The sequence below is a fragment of the Rubrivivax albus genome, from assembly GCF_004016515.1.
In the GTDB taxonomy this organism is placed as follows: domain Bacteria; phylum Pseudomonadota; class Gammaproteobacteria; order Burkholderiales; family Burkholderiaceae_C; genus Rubrivivax; species Rubrivivax albus.
The window spans coordinates 373,268-390,089 of the sequence record NZ_SACT01000001.1 but is presented as its reverse complement, the minus strand read 5'-3'; the positions used below and the strand labels follow the sequence as shown (position 1 = coordinate 390,089).

Sequence of the window (16,822 nt, the reverse complement as noted above, 5' to 3'; positions counted from 1 at the left end):
GCGTGGCGGTTGACGTACCGGCCGAGGCCGTGGCGGCGCTGCTGGCGCAGGCGCGCGCGCTGGTGAAACAGACGCCACCGGTGGTGCCCGACCCCTGGCCCTACCCGCGCTGGATCGCCCACCGCGGTGCCGGCAAGCTGGCGCCGGAGAACACGCTGGCGGCCTTCCGACTCGGCGCGTCGTACGGCTACCGCGCCTTCGAGTGCGACGTGAAGCTCAGCGCCGACGGCGTGCCGTTCCTGCTGCACGACGCCGATCTCCGGCGCACCACCAACGGCCGGGGCAAGGCCGACCTGCGGTCCTGGGCCGAGCTCTCGCAGCTGGATGCCGGCAGCTGGCATTCACGACAGTTCGCCGGCGAGCCGCCGATGACGCTGGCGGCCCTGGCGGCCTTCGTGCACGCCAACGCGGGCGTGCTGAACCTGGAGATCAAGCCGACGCCGGGGTGCGAACACGACACCGGCCGCGTGGTGGCGGCCGCCGCGGCTGCGCTCTGGCAAGGCCAGGCCGTGCCGCCGCTGCTAAGTTCGTTCCAGCCCTTGTCCCTGCTCGGCGCGCTGGAAACGGCGCCTCATCTGCCGCGGGCGCTGCTGCTGGACACGTTGTGGCCCGGCAGCCTGGACGTGGCCTGCGCTCTGGGCTGCGTGGCCGTGGTCACCAACCACCTGATCATGGATGCCGCGCTGCTGCGCGCCGCCCGCCAGCGCGGCCTGCGGACGCTGTGCTACACGGTCAACGAACCGGCCGACGCCCAGCGCCTGCTGGCGCTGGGCATCGACGGCCTGATCACCGACGCGGTGGACCGTTTTGCGCCGGCGGCCGAGGCGCCGGTCAGCCCGCCGCCTGCGGCTGCGACGCCAGCGGCGGCCGCACCGCGGCCTCCGCGCCGATCGACGCTTCGGCGTCGTCCGGGCTCGGCAGCACCCTGAGTTCGCGGATCAGCGCCAGGCGCCACGCGATCACCGCCGCGGTCAGCGCCGTCAGGCCGGCAAAGGCCAGCGACGCGCGCAGGCTCACGTGTTCGCCCAGCCAGCCGCCGAGCAGCGCGCCCGGCCCGGCCGGCAGCACTGTCATCCAGCGCATCGTGCTCGTCATGCGGCCCAGCAGCGGCTGCGGTGTCACCGCCTGGCGCAGCGCCAGGAAGTTGATGAACACCAGCACCGCGCCGAAGCCGAACAGCATCAGCATCGTCGCGAAAGCGGCCACGCCCAGCGCGGACAGCGGCGCCACGGCCAGCAGCAGCCAGCCGGCCGAGCAGATGGCTATCCCCACCGTGAGGCTGGGGCCCGGGCCGAGCCGTGCGCTGATGCGGTGCCCCAGCATGCTGGCCAGCACCGTGCCCACACCCAGGCCCACATAGCTCAGACCCACCGCCTGCTCCGACAGGCCGAGCCGGCGCGTGGCGAACAGGATCTGCACGACCATGGCCGCGTGGTGGCTCATCTGCCACAGGCCCAGCAGACCGGCCAGCACGAGCAGCAGGCGCTGGCTGGCGACGAAGCGCAGGCCCGCCTTCAGGTCACGCCAGAAGTGCGGCTTGGCCAGGCCATCGAAACGCTCGTGCACGCGCACGCCGCGCAGGATCACGGCGCTGAAGAGCAGCAGCAGCGCGTCGGCCAGCAGTGCGACCGGCGCGCCGGCGATCTTGATCAGCAGGCCAGCCACGCCGGGGCCAGCCACCTCGGCACCTGAACTGGCCAGCGCGTTCTTGGCGTGCGCCTCCACCAGCCGGTCGCGCGAGACCACCTGCGTGAGCACGATCTGCGCCGCGCTGCCGGCCACCGTGTAGACGCAGCCGATCAGCAGCCCGACCACATAGAGCCAGGTCATGCTCAGCCAGCCCATCCAGGCCGCCAGCGGCACGCTGGCCACGGCCACGGCGATGGTCAGTTCGCCGACCACGTAGACCGGCAGCTTGCGCACGCGGTCCAGCCACACGCCCGATGGCAGCGACAGCAGTGCAAACGGCAGGATCTCCATTGCCGTGAGCAGCCCCATCTGCGTGGGGGTGGCGTGCAGCAGCACCGCGGCCGTCAGCGGCAGCGCGAGCATGGTGATCTGGCCCCCGAAGGAGCTGATCAGGATCGAGGTCCACAGACGCCGGTAGGTGGCGTCGCGCAGCAGGTCATCGGGGCGCAGCGCCAGACGCTCACGCAGCGCGGCCAGCGCACGCATGGATCGGGAACGCACGCCCTGGCTGGAACGCTCCATGGCGGCCACCCTTGCGTTTATCTTGAGATAAACAAATGTTATCAGGAGCGCTTGATCCGCGGCAAGCGCTGCCGCGCAGACAGGCCGTCAGGACCGGTAGTCGGCGTTGATGCTGACGTAGTCGTGCGACAGGTCGCAGGTCCACACGGTGGTGGACGCGTCGCCGCGGTGCAGGTCCACGCGCACGGTGATCTCCGCCTGCTTCATCACCCGCTGGCCGTCTTCCTCGCGGTAGCCGGGGTGACGGCCACCGCCACGGGCCACGTGCACCTCGTCGAGGAAGAGGTCGATCGTGGTCTGGTCGAGGTCGGTGATGCCGGCGTAGCCCACGGCCGCCAGGATGCGGCCCAGGTTGGGGTCGCTGGCAAAGAAGGCGGTCTTGACCAGCGGCGAGTGCGCGATCGCGTAGGCCACCTGGCGGCATTCGGCTTCGCTGCGACCGCCGTCCACCTGCACGGTGATGAACTTGGTGGCACCTTCGCCGTCGCGCACGATGGCCTGCGCCAGTTGCGTGGCCACCTCGAACACCGCCTGCGCCAGCACGCGGCCGGCCGGTGTTTCCAGGCCGGTGATGGGCGCATGGCCGGCGCGGCCGGTGGCCATCAGCACGAAGGCGTCGTTGGTGGACGTGTCGCCGTCGATGGTGATGCGGTTGAAGCTGCGGTCGGCCGCGGCGCGCACCAGGGCCTGCGCCACGCCCGGGGCGAGCACCGCGTCGGTGCCGACGAACCCCAGCATGGTGGCCATGTTGGGGCGGATCATGCCGGCGCCCTTGGCGATGCCAGTCACGGTGACGGCACGACCGTCAATGTCCACCTGCCGCGAACAGGCCTTGGGCAGCGTGTCCGTGGTCATGATGCCTTCGGCGGCCTGGGCCCAGCGATCGTCGGCCAGGTCGGCCCAGGCCGCGGGCAACCCCGCGACGATGCGCGCCACGGGCAGCGGCTCCATGATCACGCCGGTGGAGAACGGCAGCACCTGCGCCGGCGCGCAGCCGGCCAGGCGGGCCACGGCGTCGCAGGTCTCGCGCGCGGCGGCCAGGCCGGGCGCGCCGGTGCCGGCGTTGGCGTTGCCCGTGTTGATCACCAGGGCACGCACACCCGCGCCGCCGGCCAGATGCTCGCGGCAGACCTGCACCGGCGCTGCACAGAATCGGTTGGTGGTGAAGACGCCGGCCACGGTCGCACCGTCCTCGAGCGCAAAGACGACGAGGTCGCGCCGGTTGGCCTTGCGCACGCCGGCCATCGCCGTCCCGATGCGCAGGCCCGGCACGGGCAGCAGCGTGGAGGCGTCGGGGGCGAGTAGGTTCACAGGCATGGTTGTCGGACCCAAGGCTGGAAAGAGGATGGACGGATTGTCGCAGCACCCCCTTGGATGCGGGGATCGGCACGCGATGTGCATGAGCCCCGGACGGCGCTTCAGGGTTAGTCCTCGAACAAACGGGAACCCTGCTCGGCACCATCCACCGGCTTGCTGGCGGGGTGATCCTACTGCCGCAGGTCCCATGCATGCCGCCGGCTACACCGGCGGCCAATCAACGTTGCAATGTCCCTGGAGGTCTGCATGATTCGAACTCGTACGGCGGTCGCGCTAGCGGCCCTGGCCGTGATGACGTGGGGTGCCCACGCCGCCTCGCCCGCCGCGATGAAGGTGCCTGCCGCGGCGGCCGAAGGTGGCCGGCTGTGGTTCGTCGAGCTCGCCGGTGCGCCGGTCGCCGACGGCCGTACCCGCGCCGCCGTGCTGTCCGAGAAGGCGGCCTTCCGTGCCGCAGCCCGTGCCGCCGGCGTGAAGTTCAAGGAGCGCCGCGCGTTCGACACGCTGTTCAACGGGTTCTCGGTGGAGGTGGACACCGTCAACCGCGCCAAGCTGCTGCGCCTGAAGGGCGTGAAGGCCATGTACCCGGTGCAGCTCATCGAGCGGCCCGCGGTGGCCCAGGCCAATGACAGCGCGCCCGACCTGGCCTTCGCCCTCTCGCTCACCGGCGCCGACATCGCCCAGAACCAGCTCGGCCTCAGCGGCGCCGGGGTCAAGGTCGGCATCATCGACACCGGCATCGACATCGACCACCCCGCCTTCGGCGGCAGCGGCACCCCGGGCACGACGCCGTTCCCGAGTGCGCGCGTCGTGGCGGGCTATGACCTCGTCGGCGACAACTACAACGCCGGCGGCACGCCGGAGCAGCAGATTCCGGTGCCCGACGAGAACCCGGACGATTGCGGTGGCCACGGCACGCACGTGGCCGGCATCGTGGGTGCCGACGGCGGTGGCCTCAAGGGCGTGGCGCCCGGCGTCACGTTCGGCGCCTATCGCGTCTTCGGTTGCGCAGGTTCGTCGTCGTCCGACGTCATCGTCGAGGCGCTGGAGCGCGCCTATGCCGACGGCATGCAGGTCATCAACCAGAGTCTGGGTGCGGCGCGTCAGTGGCCGCAGTACCCGACGGCCCAGGCCTCGAGCCGACTGACCGCCAAGGGCGTGGTCATGGTCGCCTCCACCGGCAACAACGGCCCGCTGGGGTCCTCGCCCGACGGCCTGTGGGCCGCCGGCGCGCCGGGCACGGGCAGCAAGGTCATCGCCACCGCGTCGTTCGACAACGCGCAGCGTTCGTTCCAGGTCAACGGCACGCCCTACGGCTTCAACCCGGCCACCGGCTCTCCGCTGCCGCCCACCGAGGGCAGCCTGCCGATGGCCAGGACCGGCACGACGACGACGACGAACGACGGCTGCAACGCGATCACCGACGACCTGACCGGCAAGGCGGTGCTGATCCGTCGCGGGTCGTGCAGCTTCTACATCAAGGCCAGCAATGCGCAGGCCGCCGGTGCAGCTGCCGTGGTGCTCTACAACAATGCGGCGGGTGCGTTGAACGCCACCGTCGCCGGCACGCCGCCGATCGCGATTCCGGTGGTGGGCATCACGGCAGCCCAGGGCGCCGTGATCGACGCCGCGATCGCCGGCGGCGAGACGATGCTGAACTGGTCGCCCGAGGCCGTGGCCTACCCCTTCGGCACCGGCGGCCTGATCTCCGGCTTCAGTTCCTTCGGCATGGCCGCGGACCTGAGCATCAAGCCGCAGATCGGCGCCCCGGGCGGCGGCATCCTGTCGTCGTACCCGCTGGAGGCGGGCGGCGCGGCGGTGCTGTCTGGCACGTCGATGTCCGCACCGCACGTCGCCGGTGGCGTGGCCCTGCTGCTGCAGGCCAAGCCGAACCTGCGCCCGGCCGCGGTGCAAAGCCGCATCCAGAACACGGCCGATCCGAAGAACTGGTCGGGCAACCCCGACCTGGGCTTCCTGGATCACGCCTTCCGCCAGGGTGCCGGCATGCTGGACGTGGTGGGTGCGGTGACGGCCACGGCCACCGTGTCGCCGAGCCAGATCAGCACCGGCGAGAGCGCCAGCGGCTCGCACCTGCAGAAGCTGACGGTGCGCAACCTGTCGCTGTCACCGGCCACGTACACGATCGGTCATGTGGCCGGCCTCGCGGCGGGCCCGAACCAGATCGGGGCCGGCGCCTCGTACGCGCCCACGGGGTACTTCGACGCGCCGGGCACGGTCACGTTCAGCCAGGACACGCTGACGATCCCGCCGCTGGGCAGCGCCACCGTCGACGTGATCATCACGGCCGACGAGACCCTGCCCGACCGTGCGCTCTACGGCGGCTACGTCACCTTCACGCCGCAGGGTACCGGCACGCCGATGAGCGTGCCCTATGCCGGCTTCAAGGGTGACTACCAGACCACGCAGGTGCTCACGCCCACGGCCAACGGGTTCCCGTGGCTGGCCACGTTGGCCGGTGGCTCGTACACCAACCAGCCGGAGGGCGCGACCTACACGATGGCCGACGGGAACATCCCGTACTTCCTGATGCACCTGGACCACCTGTCGCGGCGCATCACGCTGGAGGCCTTCGATGCGGTCAGCGGCAAGGCCATGGGCAAGGTCAGCCAGGACGAGTACGTCACCCGCAACTCGACCCCGGGCGGCTTCTTCGCCTTCACCTGGGACGGCGTGACCTTCCGCGGCAAGCCCGGCAACCCGGTGGGCGTCAAGGAAGTGCCCAACGGGCAGTACGTGGTCAAGGTGTCGGTGCTCAAGGCGCTGGGTGACGAGAGCAACCCGGCGCACTGGGAGACCTGGACGTCGCCGACGATCACGGTCGCGCGTCCCTGAGTGCAAACGGCTCCGGGCGGCGACGCCCGGGCCGGCGCCAACGAAGAGGGCCCCTGCCTTGCGGCAGGGGCCCTTTTTTTCGTCCTGCGGCGCCGGCAGCCCGGCGCCGTGGGTGTCGCGATCAGGTGCGGCGACGACGGGCGGCGCCAGCCACGGCCAGCAGGCCCATGGCCATCAGGCCGTAGGTGCCCGGTTCCGGCACCGCGACCACCGAATTGATCCAGGCCGCCTGGGCGTAGACCGCGGTGGAGCCCGACAGGTCACCGTAGCTGCTGGACACGGCGCTGTTGACGTCGCAGCTTGGCGTGATGCGCCCCTGGCAGAACTGCCAACCCCAGGAGTGCACACCGGCGACGAGCCACTCGCTGCCGTTCCAGACGAAGTCCGGGCCGCCGGAATCGCCGCCGGCGATCAGGGCCTCGTCGGCACCGAGACCGGTCGAACTGGAGAAGGACGCGCCCGCGCTGTTCGCTAGCCGTTGCAGCGTGTTGTTCCGCACCGTGCCGTTGTCGAAGTCGAACACGTACTCGTCACCGTCATAGGTCCAGCCGTTGCCCGGAGTGTGCGCCTCGTCGAAGGCCACGATGCCCACGTCGGCTTCGTTCCAGCCGTAGTGCGCCCAACCCCACTCGTTCCAGTTCGGGTTGCCCGAGGCATCGCCGGTGCCCGTAGTGCCATAACCCATGATCAACATCTGCGAGCCCACGTTGTTCGTGGTGCTGATGTTGAAGCCCTGGATGTCCGTGACAGGCGCATCGAGTTCGATGATGGCCATGTCGGCGCCGGTGCCCAGGGTGCCGGTCCACGATGCATGCACATGCGCGGTCGCGGCGCCACGCGTGGCCTTGGCCACATCGTTGTAGACGCCGAATTCGACGGTCATGACGTTGAAGTCGTCGGCACAGTGCGCGGCCGTCAGCACGTAGCGCCCCCCCGACAGCAGCGCGCCGGAGCAGACGTAGAACCCGTTACCGAGGTCACCGTCGTTGTCGAACGACAGACGCGCCAGGCCGTCGAAGCTGACGCCGTTGAACTGCATGCCGTCGGTCAGCCGCCACTCGCTGGGCGGCGACGTGTGCGACGTCAGCGGCGTCACGCCGGCCGCCGGCACGAACAGCGGCATCGTCGTCCGCTGCGATGCGGCCAGCGCGCCCCCCGCCGCAGCCATTGCCACGGCCGCGGCAATGGCGCCACGCATGAATTTCCCTCGTTGTGTCACTGTGGTGCTCTCCAGAATGGTGAATGGCGACAGGTTCGCCAGCAATTCACATGCCGAGTCGGCACCGGTTGGCGGCGGCCATGGGCATGCACGCCGATTCTGGTCACGGACGAGAGGTTCGTTTCGGCCCACCCCCTGGACAGGGGGCGGGGGAAGCACGGGCGTAAGCGCCGCAGCGGCAACGCGCCGCGTTCAGTGCGGTCGATTCAGGCCAGGCGGCCGTGGCACTGCTTGTACTTCTTGCCGCTGCCGCAGGGGCAGGGGTCGTTGCGCCCCACACGCGGCACCTCCGACGACGCATCAGCCTCGGTGGAGACGCTGCCGTCCTCGTTCGGGTGCGTGTAGCTCACGTTCTCCACCCGCGAGGCCTGCTGCTCGATGGCCTCGGCCGCCGCGCTGACCTGCTCCTGCGTCTGGATGCGCACGGTCAGCAGCACGCGCGTGACCTCCATCTTCACCACGTCGAGCAGTTGACTGAAGAGCTCGAAGGCCTCGCGCTTGTATTCCTGCTTGGGGTTCTTCTGCGCGTAGCCGCGCAGGTGGATGCCCTGACGCAGGTAGTCCAGTGCGGCCAGATGCTCGCGCCAGTGGCTGTCGATGCTCTGCAGCAGCACCATGCGCATGAAGGGCGTGAACTGGGCCTCGCCGACGATGTCGAGCTTGGCCTGGAACATGGCCTCGCCTGCGGCCACCACCTTCTCGACGATGTCCTCGTCGGTGATGGCGTCGCTGGCCTCGACCTCGGTGCGCAGCGGCACCTCGAGCTGCCATTCGTCCTTCAGCACCGTCTCCAGCGCGGCCAGGTCCCACTGCTCTTCCAGCGTCTCGGGCGGCACATGGGTGCGCACCACGTCGGTCAACGCGCTGCGTCGCAGGCCGGCCACGGTCTCCAGCATCGACGCCGATTCCAGGATCTCGTTGCGCTGCTGGTAGATGACCTTGCGCTGGTCGTTGGAGACGTCGTCGTACTCCAGCAGCTGCTTGCGGATGTCGAAGTTGCGTGCCTCGACCTTGCGCTGCGCGCTTTCGATGCTGCGGTTGACGATGCCGGCCTCGATGGCCTCGCCCTCGGGCATCTTCAGGCGGTCCATGATGGCGCGCACGCGGTCGCCCGCGAAGATGCGCATCAGGGAGTCGTCCAGGCTCAGGTAGAAGCGGCTGGAACCGGGGTCACCCTGGCGGCCGGAACGGCCGCGCAGCTGATTGTCGATGCGCCGGCTCTCGTGGCGCTCGGTGGCCACGATGCGCAGGCCACCGGCGGCCTTGACCTGATCGTGCAGGCCGGCCCACTCGTCCTGCAACTGCTTAGCCTTCGCGGCCTTCTGCTCGTCGCTGAGCGACGCGTCGGCCTGCAGGATCTGGATCTGCTTCTCGACGTTGCCGCCGAGCACGATGTCGGTGCCACGGCCGGCCATGTTGGTGGCGATGGTGATCGCCTTCGGCCGCCCGGCCTCGGCGACGATCTCGGCCTCCTTGGCGTGCTGCTTGGCGTTGAGCACCTGGTGCGGGAGCTTGGCCTTGGTGAGCAACGCGCTGAGGCGTTCGGAGTTCTCGATGCTCGTCGTGCCCACCAGCACCGGCTGCCCGCGCTCGTGGCAGTCGCGGATGTCGGCGGCGACGGCGTCGTACTTCTCCTTCTCCGTCTTGTAGATGAGGTCGTTCTCGTCCTTGCGCACGGTGGGCCGGTTCGGCGGGATCACCACCGTTTCCAGACCGTAGATCTCCTGGAACTCGAAGGCCTCGGTGTCGGCCGTGCCGGTCATGCCGGCGAGCTTGCCGTACATGCGGAAGTAGTTCTGGAAGGTGATCGAGGCCAACGTCTGGTTCTCGCTCTGGATCTGAACGCCTTCCTTGGCCTCGACGGCCTGGTGCAGGCCGTCGCTCCAGCGCCGGCCCGTCATCAGGCGGCCGGTGAACTCATCGACGATGACGACCTCGCCGTTCTGCACCACGTAGTGCTGGTCGCGGTGGTACAGGTGGTTGGCCCGCAGCGCCGCGTAGACATGGTGCATCAGCGCGATGTTGGCCGGGTCGTACAGGCTGGCACCGGCGGGCAGCAGCCCGGCCTCGGCCATCAGGGCCTCGGCCTTCTCGTGGCCGTCTTCCGTGAGATAGACCTGGTGCGTTTTCTCGTCGACCGTGAAGTCGCCGGGTTCGATGACGCCCTCGCCGGTGCGCGGGTCGGCCTCGCCGATCTGCTTCTTGAGCTGCGGCACGACGGCGTTGATGCGCACGTAGAGCTCGGTATGGTCCTCGGCCTGGCCAGAGATGATCAGCGGGGTGCGCGCCTCGTCGATCAGGATCGAGTCCACCTCGTCGACGATGGCGTAGTGCAGGCCGCGCGCGACTCGGTCGCCGGTCTCGTAGACCATGTTGTCGCGCAGGTAATCGAAGCCGAACTCGTTGTTCGTGCCGTAGGTGACGTCGGCACGGAAGGCGTCCTGCTTCTCGGCCCGGCCCATGCCCGGCACGTTGACGCCTACGCTCAGGCCCAAGAAGCCATAGAGCCGGCCCATCCACTCGGCGTCGCGGCGGGCCAGGTAGTCGTTCACCGTGACCACGTGCACGCCCTTGGCCGGCAGCGCATTCAGGTACACCGGCAACGTGGCGGTAAGCGTCTTGCCCTCGCCGGTGCGCATCTCGGCGATCTTGCCCTGGTGCAGCGCGATGCCGCCGACCATCTGCACGTCGAAGTGGCGCATCTTGAGGACGCGCTTGCTGGCCTCGCGCACGACAGCGAAGGCCTCTGGCAGCAGGTCGTCCACCGTGCTCCCGGCGGCCAGGCGCTGGCGGAACTCATCGGTCTTGGCGCGCAGCGCCGCGTCGTCCAGCGCCTCGAACTGCGGCTCCAGTGCATTGATCTGCACGACGGTGCGCCGGTAGGTCTTCAGCAGGCGGTCGTTGCGGCTGCCGAAGATCTGGGTCAGGAATTTGGGGATCATGAATGCGTCACCGCGGAGGGCCGCAGCGCGGGCCGGCACCCCGCGCAGGCGGGACACGGCAGAACGCAAGGCCGGAGCATCGGATGTGGAGGCGCCCGCCGGGTCTTCAAGCCGGCACCCCGAGATCAACGGATCAGTTTATCACCCGGGGTCCAGCCTGCCCGGCCAGGAAGCGCGCCGGATTCTGGGGCACGCCCTGCACCAGCACCTCGAAGTGCAGGTGCGGCCCGGTGGACCGACCGGTGCTGCCGACATCGCCGATGTGCTGCTGGCGGCGCACGATGTCCCCTGGCTGCACGCGCGTACGCGACAGGTGGGCATAGCGGGTGAGCAGGTCATTGCCGTGGTCCAGCGTCAGCAGGTTGCCGTATTCGGGGTGCCGCTCCACGCCGACGACCACGCCGCCCGCGGCCGCGTGAACCGGTGTGCCGTTGGGCGCCGGGAAATCGAGCCCGGTGTGCAGCGCCCGGCGGCCGTTGAAGGGGTCGTAGCGGAAGCCGAAGCGGGAGCCGATGGGGCCCTCCACCGGCGTGCTGCTGGGCACCAGCAGGGCCTGCAGGCGGTGCTCCATCAGGCGCGACTCGGCCAGCGTGAAGATGTCGGCATTCAGGAGCGCCGAGGCGTCGAGCTCGTCGAGCAGTGCGGCCAGCGCCTCGGACGAAGGCCTGGGCAAGGTCGTCGCAGGGCCGCCCTTGCCCGCGTCTTCGGGCGCATCGGGCGTAGGTGCCGACGCTGACGGAGCGGGCTGCAGGTCCTCCGGCTTCACGCCGGCGAGCTGGGAGACGCGGTCGCCCATCATCTGCAAGGTCACCAGACGCGCCTGGAGCTCGCCGACCCGCTGCGCCATCGCGTCCAGGTTCTCCTGCATGTAGCGTTCGCGTTCGGCCAGGTCGTCGCGCACCACCCAGCGCACGAGCTGGCTGACCACCGGCCAGCCCTCGCGCGCCGCCTGCAGGAAGAAGTAGTGGTACACCGCGCCCGAGATCAGCAGCAGCGTCATCACGACGCCCAGGGCGCCCAGCACCAGCTGCCAGCGCCTCAGGTGCACGACCTTCGTTCGCGCGAGCGTGCCGTGTGTGACCAGGATCTGCATCGCTACACTGTGCTGCGATGAAGCCGCTGCCCCGCCGCGCCCCGCTGCCCCGGTTGTCGGTGCCCATGGCCGATGCGCTGGCCGGGCACGAAGGGCTGGGCAGCCTGTTGCAGCGCATCCAGGCCTCCAATGCGCGCCTGGCCGCTGCAGGTGCGGCGCTGCCGGCCGGGCTGGCCGCCCATGTGTCGGCCGGGCCGTTGGACGAGAACGGCTGGACGCTGCTGGCCCGCAGTGGCTCGGCCGCGGCCAAGCTCAGGCAGTGCCTGCCCGGGATCCAGCAGCGGCTGGCCCAGCAGGGCTGGCCCGAGGTGGCAATCCGGGTAAAGGTTCACGTGTCGCGCGAGGTCTGATCGGGGCCTGGCCCGACGGGCATGGTGCCGGCTGTCCGGATCGAACGGACGACCTTCCGCTTACAAGGCGGGTGCTCTACCAGCTGAGCTAAGCCGGCGCGAACGCGGATTCTAGGGGGCATGCCGCCCCGGGCCGGTGTGCGGACGTTACTTGACGCGCTTCAGCGAGGGTCGCCCGCCACCGGCCGGAGGCGGCACTGGCGGCTCGTCGTCACCGTTCCGGCCGGGCTCGACGGCGGGCACCGGCGGCTCGGCCGGTGCCGCGTCGTCGCTGGTGGCCAGCCGGAGACCCCGCCCGGCGCTGACGCTTGCGGTACCAGCCGCCTCGGTGTCGCCCGGCGCCGTGGCACCGGCATCGCTGGGCGCCGGGAAGGCCATGCCCTGCCCGTTCTCACGGGCGTAGATGGCCACGACATGGTCCACAGGCACGATGATCTCGCGCGCCGAGCCGCCAAAGCGGGCGCGGAACTCGATGAACTCGTTGCCCAGCTTCAGCCCCGAGGTGGCCTCGAAGCCGATGTTGAGCACGATCTCGTTGTTCTTGACGTACTCCAGCGGCACCTGCACTCGCGGGTCCACGTGCACCGCGATGTACGGCGTGAAGCCGTTGTCGGTGCACCAGTCGTGCAACGCCCGCAGCAGGTACGGGCGGGTGGAGGTGCCTTGGCTGTCGGAGGCCTGCGTCATGCCCGCCGAGCCTACTTGCGCATCACCTTCTCTGACGGCGTCAGCGCCTCGATGTAGGCCGGGCGCGAGAAGATGCGCTCGGCGTACTTCAGCAGCGGGACGGCGTTCTTGCTGAGGTCGATGCCGTAATAGTCCAGGCGCCACAGCAGCGGCGCGATGGCGACGTCGAGCATGCTGAAGTCGTCGCCCAGCATGTACTTGTTCTTCAGGAAGATCGGCGCCAGCTGCAGCAATCGCTCGCGGATCTGCGTGCGCGCCTTCTCGAGCTGCTTGTCGGTGGCCTTGACGCCGCGCCCCTCGAGCAGGTTGACGTGCGCGAACAGCTCCTTCTCGAAGTTGAACAGGAACAGCCTTACCCGCGCGCGCGCCACCGGGTCGCCCGGCATCAGCTGAGGGTGCGGGAAGCGCTCGTCGATGTACTCGTTGATGATGTGCGACTCGTACAGGATGAGGTCCCGCTCGACGAGGATCGGCACCTCGTTGTACGGGTTCATCAGCGCGATGTCCTCGGGCTTGGCGAACAGGTCGACGTCGCGGATCTCGAAGTCCATGCCCTTTTCGAACAGCACGAAGCGGCAGCGGTGCGAATAGGGGCAGGTGGTCCCGGAGTAAAGCACCATCATGGTGTCGGTCTCCCTCTAGAAACGAATGAACGCAGTGGGTGCTGGGCGCACCCACTGCGCTGTCGGGTCCGGGCGTCTTACTTGACGTCCTTCCAGTACGCGGCGTTCAGGCGCCAGGCAATCACCGTGAAACCGGCGAGGAACAGCAGCACCCACACACCCAGGCGCTTGCGGTCGTTCTGCATCGGCTCGCCCATCCACTGCAGGTAGGCCACCAAGTCCGCCACGGCATTGTCGTACTCGCGCTCGGACATCTTGCCGGGCTTGACCACCTCCCAGCGGCCGGTCCAGACCTCGGTCTCGTGGCCGTGAGACATCACCTTTTCGAAGACGGGCTGGCGCTCACCCTGCAGCTGCCACAGCACGTGCGGCATGCCCACCGACGGGAAGGCCAGGTTGTTCCAGCCCGTGGCCTTGCTCGGGTCGCGGTAGTAGGTGCGCAGGTAGGTGTAGAGGTAGTCCGCACCCGTGCCCTGGCCCGCGGCGGAACGCGAGCGCGCGATCACGGTGAGGTCCGGCGGCTGGGCGCCGAACCATTCCTTGGCCTGCTTCGGGTCGAGGTTCACCTTCATCAGGTCGCCGACCTTGGCGCCGGTGAAGATGAGGTTCTCCTCGATCTGCGCTTCGGTCAGGCCGATGTCGCGCAGGCGGTTGTAGCGCATGAACTCTGCGCCGTGGCAGTTCAGGCAGTAGTTGGCGAACAGCTTGGCGCCGTTCTGCAGCGCGGCGAGATCGGTCACGCGCTCGGTCGGGAACTTGTCCCAGGCGATGCCGCCGCCGGCGGCGACCGCAGCACCGCTCAGCCCGAGGCTGCAGGCCAGCGCGAGGATCAGCTTCTTGAGGCTCTTCATGGTTGTCGTGCTCCGGCGTCGGGTCAGTGCGGCTGGAAGGTCACACGGTCGGGGACCGGCTTGAACTCGCCGACCTGGCTCCACCAGGGCATCAGCACGAAGAAGCCGAAGTAGAAGACCGTGCCCACCTGCGCGATCAGCGTGTAGACCTCCGACACCGGCTGGATGCCCAGATAGCCCAGCACCAGCATGTCGACCACGAAAAGGGCGTACATGTACTTGTGCCAGGTCGGGCGGTAGCGGATGGACTTGGCCGGGCTGTAGTCCAGCCAGGGCAGGAAGAACATGATGACCACGGCACCGCCCATCACCACCACGCCCCAGAACTTGGCGTCGAAGGTCTTCAGCAGCGCGATCACCACCAGGCCGCCGACGATCATGGCCACCTTGCCCATGCCGCTGGCGCGCACCTTCAGCAGGGCGCCGACGGTGCCCAGCGCCACCAACACGGCGAACACGTTGACCATCGGGTCCGTGGTCGCGCGCAGCATCGAGTAGTAGGGCGTGAAGTACCAGACCGGGGCGATGTGCGCCGGCGTCTTCAGCGGGTCGGCCGGGATGAAGTTGTTGAACTCCAGGAAGTAGCCACCCATCTCCGGCGCGAAGAAGATGATCGCGCTAAAGAAGAACAGGAACACGCCCACACCCATGATGTCATGCACCGTGTAGTAGGGGTGGAACGGGATGCCGTCCAGCGGCTTGCCGCTGGCGTCCTTCTTGGCCTTGATCTCCACGCCGTCGGGGTTGTTCGAACCCACGTCGTGCAGCGCCAGCAGGTGCGCCACGACCAGGCCCAGCAACACCAGTGGCAACGCGATCACGTGGAAGGCGAAGAAGCGGTTCAGCGTGGCGTCGCTGACGACATAGTCGCCGCGGATCAGCAGCGCCAGGTCCGGGCCGACGAAGGGAACGGCAGCGAACAGGTTCACGATCACCTGCGCACCCCAGTACGACATCTGGCCCCACGGCAGCAGGTAGCCGAAGAAGGCCTCGCCCATCAGCACCAGGAAGATCAGGCAGCCGAAGATCCACACCAGTTCGCGCGGCTTGCGATAGCTGCCGTAGATCATCCCGCGGAACATGTGCAGGTAGACCACGATGAAGAACGCGCTGGCGCCGGTGGAGTGCATGTAGCGCACCAGCCAGCCCCAGGGCACGTCGCGCATGATGTACTCGACCGAGGCGAAGGCCAGGTTCGCGTCGGGCTTGTAGTGCATCACCAGGAAGATGCCGGTGACGATCTGGATCACCAGCACCAGCAGCGCCAGCGAACCGAAGAAGTACCAGAAGTTGAAGTTCTTCGGGGCGTAGTACTCCGAGAGATGCTTCTTGTACTCGGCAAACGCGGTCGGGAAGCGGTTCTCGAACCAGACCGTGGTCTTCTCGACCATCGAGGCGCCCTGCGGCGCTTCCTTGAATTCAGCCATGTCGTCCTCTTGTACCTAGCTTGTGCCTGGCGGGCCGGTCAGGCCTGCTTGTCCTCGCCGATCAGCAGCGTGGTGTCGGACAGGTACATGTGGGGCGGCACCTCCAGGTTGTCCGGCGCCGGCTTGTTCTTGAACACGCGGCCGGCGAGGTCGAACGTCGAGCCGTGGCAGGGGCACAGGAAGCCGCCGGTCCAGTCGTCGGGCAGCGACGGCTGCGCGCCGGCCTGCAGCTTGTCGGTCGGCGAGCAGCCCAGGTGCGAGCAGATCCCGACGGCCACCAGGTACTCCTTCTTGATCGAGCGCCACTGGTTCTTGGCGTACTCGGGCGTCGGGTACTGGGTGCGGTCGGAGTTCGGATCGGCCACCTGCGGCTCGGTCTTGGCGAGGCTGTCGAGCATCTCGCTGGTGCGACGCAGGATCCACACCGGCTTGCCGCGCCATTCGACGGTGATCTTCTCGCCGGGCTGCAGCGCGCTGATGTCCACACGCACCGGCGCGCCGGCGGCGCGGGCGCGCTCGGACGGCGTGAAAGTGCTGACGAAGGGCACCGCGGTGGCCACGCCACCGACGGCGCCAGCGCCGCAGGTGATCGCGATCCAGGTCCGTCGGCTGCGGTCGAGGGCAGCGTCGCTCATGGAGTTCCTCGTGTCCAGGAAGACAAACAGATTCGGGTCAACCCGGGATTCTAGCCCAGCGCATCGGGGCGACCTTCCGGGGCACAATCGCGCCGTCTCGAACCATCACATGTCACCGGTAGGAGGAAAGCCATGGGATTCATGACCGAATTCAAGGAGTTCGCCAGCAAGGGCAATGTCGTCGACCTCGCCGTGGGCGTGATCATCGGCGGCGCCTTCGGCAAGATCGTCGGTTCGCTGGTCGATGACGTGATCATGCCGATCGTCAGCAAAATCTTCGGCGGTCTGGATTTCAGCAACTACTTCCTGCCGCTGGCCGGGCAGACGGAGACCGTGCTGGCCGAGGCCAAGAAGAGCGGCGCCGTACTTGCTTACGGAAGTTTCATCACCGTGGTGCTGAACTTCCTCATCCTGGCGTTCATCATCTTCATCATGGTCAAGCAGATCAACCGGCTCAAGCGCGAAGCGCCGCCGGAACCGCCGGCGCCGCCCGCGCCGACCCCGGAAGACGTGGTGCTGCTGCGCGAGATCCGCGATGCGCTGAACAGGCGGGGTTGAGCACCGCTTCCTGCGCCTTTGAGGGGCGGGCGGGCGCCGCATACTGATCACCGCGCCCG

At 68.7% G+C, this 16,822-nt stretch carries 14 protein-coding genes and 1 tRNA gene; 4 read left to right on the top strand and 11 right to left on the bottom strand.

The annotated features are described in order from the left end of the window. Positions 1–80: 80 nt before the first annotated feature. Positions 81–929 (top strand): glycerophosphodiester phosphodiesterase, encoded by an 849-nt coding sequence (gene ugpQ, locus ENE75_RS01795; RefSeq protein ID WP_128196702.1) that lies wholly within the window; start codon positions 81–83, stop codon positions 927–929. Here the strand turns inward: ugpQ and ENE75_RS01790 are convergent. Continuing rightward, the gene (locus tag ENE75_RS01790; protein WP_233258877.1) at positions 832–2,211 is read right to left on the bottom strand and encodes an MFS transporter; all 1,380 of its coding nucleotides are present in this window, start codon (positions 2,209–2,211) and stop codon (positions 832–834) included. The genes ugpQ and ENE75_RS01790 overlap by 98 nt on opposite strands. A gap of 87 nt (positions 2,212–2,298) precedes the next feature. Further along, entirely contained in the window at positions 2,299–3,528 is a 1,230-nt protein-coding gene (argJ, locus tag ENE75_RS01785) for a bifunctional glutamate N-acetyltransferase/amino-acid acetyltransferase ArgJ (RefSeq protein WP_128195020.1), read from the bottom strand. A gap of 246 nt (positions 3,529–3,774) precedes the next feature. Between argJ and ENE75_RS25675 the strand changes: the two genes are divergently transcribed. Further along, a complete protein-coding gene (locus tag ENE75_RS25675) occupies positions 3,775–6,378 on the top strand; it encodes a S8 family peptidase (RefSeq protein WP_310733585.1) in 2,604 nt (867 codons plus the stop codon). 121 nt (positions 6,379–6,499) lie between these two features. On the opposite strand, the gene ENE75_RS01775 is transcribed toward ENE75_RS25675, so the two are convergent. The 3 genes from ENE75_RS01775 to ENE75_RS01765 all read right to left on the bottom strand — a co-directional run bounded on the left by ENE75_RS01775 (position 6,500) and on the right by ENE75_RS01765 (position 11,632). Continuing rightward, positions 6,500–7,576 carry a S1 family peptidase gene (locus ENE75_RS01775; RefSeq protein WP_128195017.1) on the bottom strand — a complete coding sequence of 359 codons (1,077 nt, stop codon included), beginning with the start codon at positions 7,574–7,576 and terminating at the stop codon, positions 6,500–6,502. Positions 7,577–7,803: 227 nt separating this feature from the next. Next, complete coding sequence (gene secA, locus ENE75_RS01770; protein WP_128195015.1) at positions 7,804–10,539, bottom strand: preprotein translocase subunit SecA; 2,736 nt, start codon at positions 10,537–10,539, stop codon at positions 7,804–7,806. A gap of 133 nt (positions 10,540–10,672) precedes the next feature. Continuing rightward, positions 10,673–11,632 (bottom strand): M23 family metallopeptidase, encoded by a 960-nt coding sequence (locus tag ENE75_RS01765; RefSeq protein ID WP_128195013.1) that lies wholly within the window; start codon positions 11,630–11,632, stop codon positions 10,673–10,675. Between the two features lie 17 nt (positions 11,633–11,649). On the opposite strand from ENE75_RS01765, the gene ENE75_RS01760 reads away from it, so the two are divergent. Further along, positions 11,650–11,982: a hypothetical protein gene (locus tag ENE75_RS01760; RefSeq protein WP_233258876.1), complete on the top strand. Its 333-nt coding sequence runs from the start codon at positions 11,650–11,652 to the stop codon at positions 11,980–11,982. Positions 11,983–12,004: 22 nt separating this feature from the next. Here ENE75_RS01760 and ENE75_RS01755 read toward each other — a convergent pair. The 6 genes from ENE75_RS01755 to petA all read right to left on the bottom strand — a co-directional run bounded on the left by ENE75_RS01755 (position 12,005) and on the right by petA (position 16,205). Then, positions 12,005–12,080 (bottom strand) — tRNA-Thr (locus ENE75_RS01755). 49 nt (positions 12,081–12,129) lie between these two features. Then, positions 12,130–12,669 carry a ClpXP protease specificity-enhancing factor gene (locus ENE75_RS01750; RefSeq protein ID WP_128195012.1) on the bottom strand — a complete coding sequence of 180 codons (540 nt, stop codon included), beginning with the start codon at positions 12,667–12,669 and terminating at the stop codon, positions 12,130–12,132. Positions 12,670–12,680: 11 nt separating this feature from the next. After that, positions 12,681–13,292, bottom strand: coding sequence for a glutathione S-transferase N-terminal domain-containing protein (locus ENE75_RS01745; protein WP_128195011.1), 612 nt, complete (start codon positions 13,290–13,292; stop codon positions 12,681–12,683). Between the two features lie 77 nt (positions 13,293–13,369). Next, positions 13,370–14,143, bottom strand: coding sequence for a cytochrome c1 (locus ENE75_RS01740; RefSeq protein ID WP_128195010.1), 774 nt, complete (start codon positions 14,141–14,143; stop codon positions 13,370–13,372). A 23-nt stretch (positions 14,144–14,166) separates the two neighbouring features. Beyond that, on the bottom strand, positions 14,167–15,570 hold the full coding sequence (locus ENE75_RS01735) for a cytochrome b (protein ID WP_128195009.1): 1,404 nt from the start codon (positions 15,568–15,570) through the stop codon (positions 14,167–14,169). Between the two features lie 38 nt (positions 15,571–15,608). Beyond that, positions 15,609–16,205 (bottom strand): ubiquinol-cytochrome c reductase iron-sulfur subunit, encoded by a 597-nt coding sequence (gene petA / locus ENE75_RS01730; protein ID WP_128195008.1) that lies wholly within the window; start codon positions 16,203–16,205, stop codon positions 15,609–15,611. Positions 16,206–16,337: 132 nt separating this feature from the next. Here petA and mscL point away from each other — a divergent pair, with 132 nt between their 5' ends. Further along, positions 16,338–16,763 carry a large conductance mechanosensitive channel protein MscL gene (gene mscL / locus ENE75_RS01725; protein ID WP_128195006.1) on the top strand — a complete coding sequence of 142 codons (426 nt, stop codon included), beginning with the start codon at positions 16,338–16,340 and terminating at the stop codon, positions 16,761–16,763. Positions 16,764–16,822 lie beyond the last annotated feature (59 nt).

Coding starts and splice junctions, on each gene's coding strand:
- ENE75_RS01790 (WP_233258877.1), bottom strand. CDS start 2,211: ATGGAGCGTTCCAGCCAGGGCGTGCGTTCCCGATCCATGCGTGCGCTG.
- argJ (WP_128195020.1), bottom strand. CDS start 3,528: ATGCCTGTGAACCTACTCGCCCCCGACGCCTCCACGCTGCTGCCCGTG.
- ENE75_RS25675 (WP_310733585.1), top strand. CDS start 3,775: ATGATTCGAACTCGTACGGCGGTCGCGCTAGCGGCCCTGGCCGTGATG.
- ENE75_RS01775 (WP_128195017.1), bottom strand. CDS start 7,576: ATGCGTGGCGCCATTGCCGCGGCCGTGGCAATGGCTGCGGCGGGGGGC.
- secA (WP_128195015.1), bottom strand. CDS start 10,539: ATGATCCCCAAATTCCTGACCCAGATCTTCGGCAGCCGCAACGACCGC.
- ENE75_RS01765 (WP_128195013.1), bottom strand. CDS start 11,632: ATGCAGATCCTGGTCACACACGGCACGCTCGCGCGAACGAAGGTCGTG.
- ENE75_RS01760 (WP_233258876.1), top strand. CDS start 11,650: ATGAAGCCGCTGCCCCGCCGCGCCCCGCTGCCCCGGTTGTCGGTGCCC.
- ENE75_RS01750 (WP_128195012.1), bottom strand. CDS start 12,669: ATGACGCAGGCCTCCGACAGCCAAGGCACCTCCACCCGCCCGTACCTG.
- ENE75_RS01745 (WP_128195011.1), bottom strand. CDS start 13,292: ATGATGGTGCTTTACTCCGGGACCACCTGCCCCTATTCGCACCGCTGC.
- ENE75_RS01740 (WP_128195010.1), bottom strand. CDS start 14,143: ATGAAGAGCCTCAAGAAGCTGATCCTCGCGCTGGCCTGCAGCCTCGGG.
- ENE75_RS01735 (WP_128195009.1), bottom strand. CDS start 15,570: ATGGCTGAATTCAAGGAAGCGCCGCAGGGCGCCTCGATGGTCGAGAAG.
- petA (WP_128195008.1), bottom strand. CDS start 16,205: ATGAGCGACGCTGCCCTCGACCGCAGCCGACGGACCTGGATCGCGATC.
- mscL (WP_128195006.1), top strand. CDS start 16,338: ATGGGATTCATGACCGAATTCAAGGAGTTCGCCAGCAAGGGCAATGTC.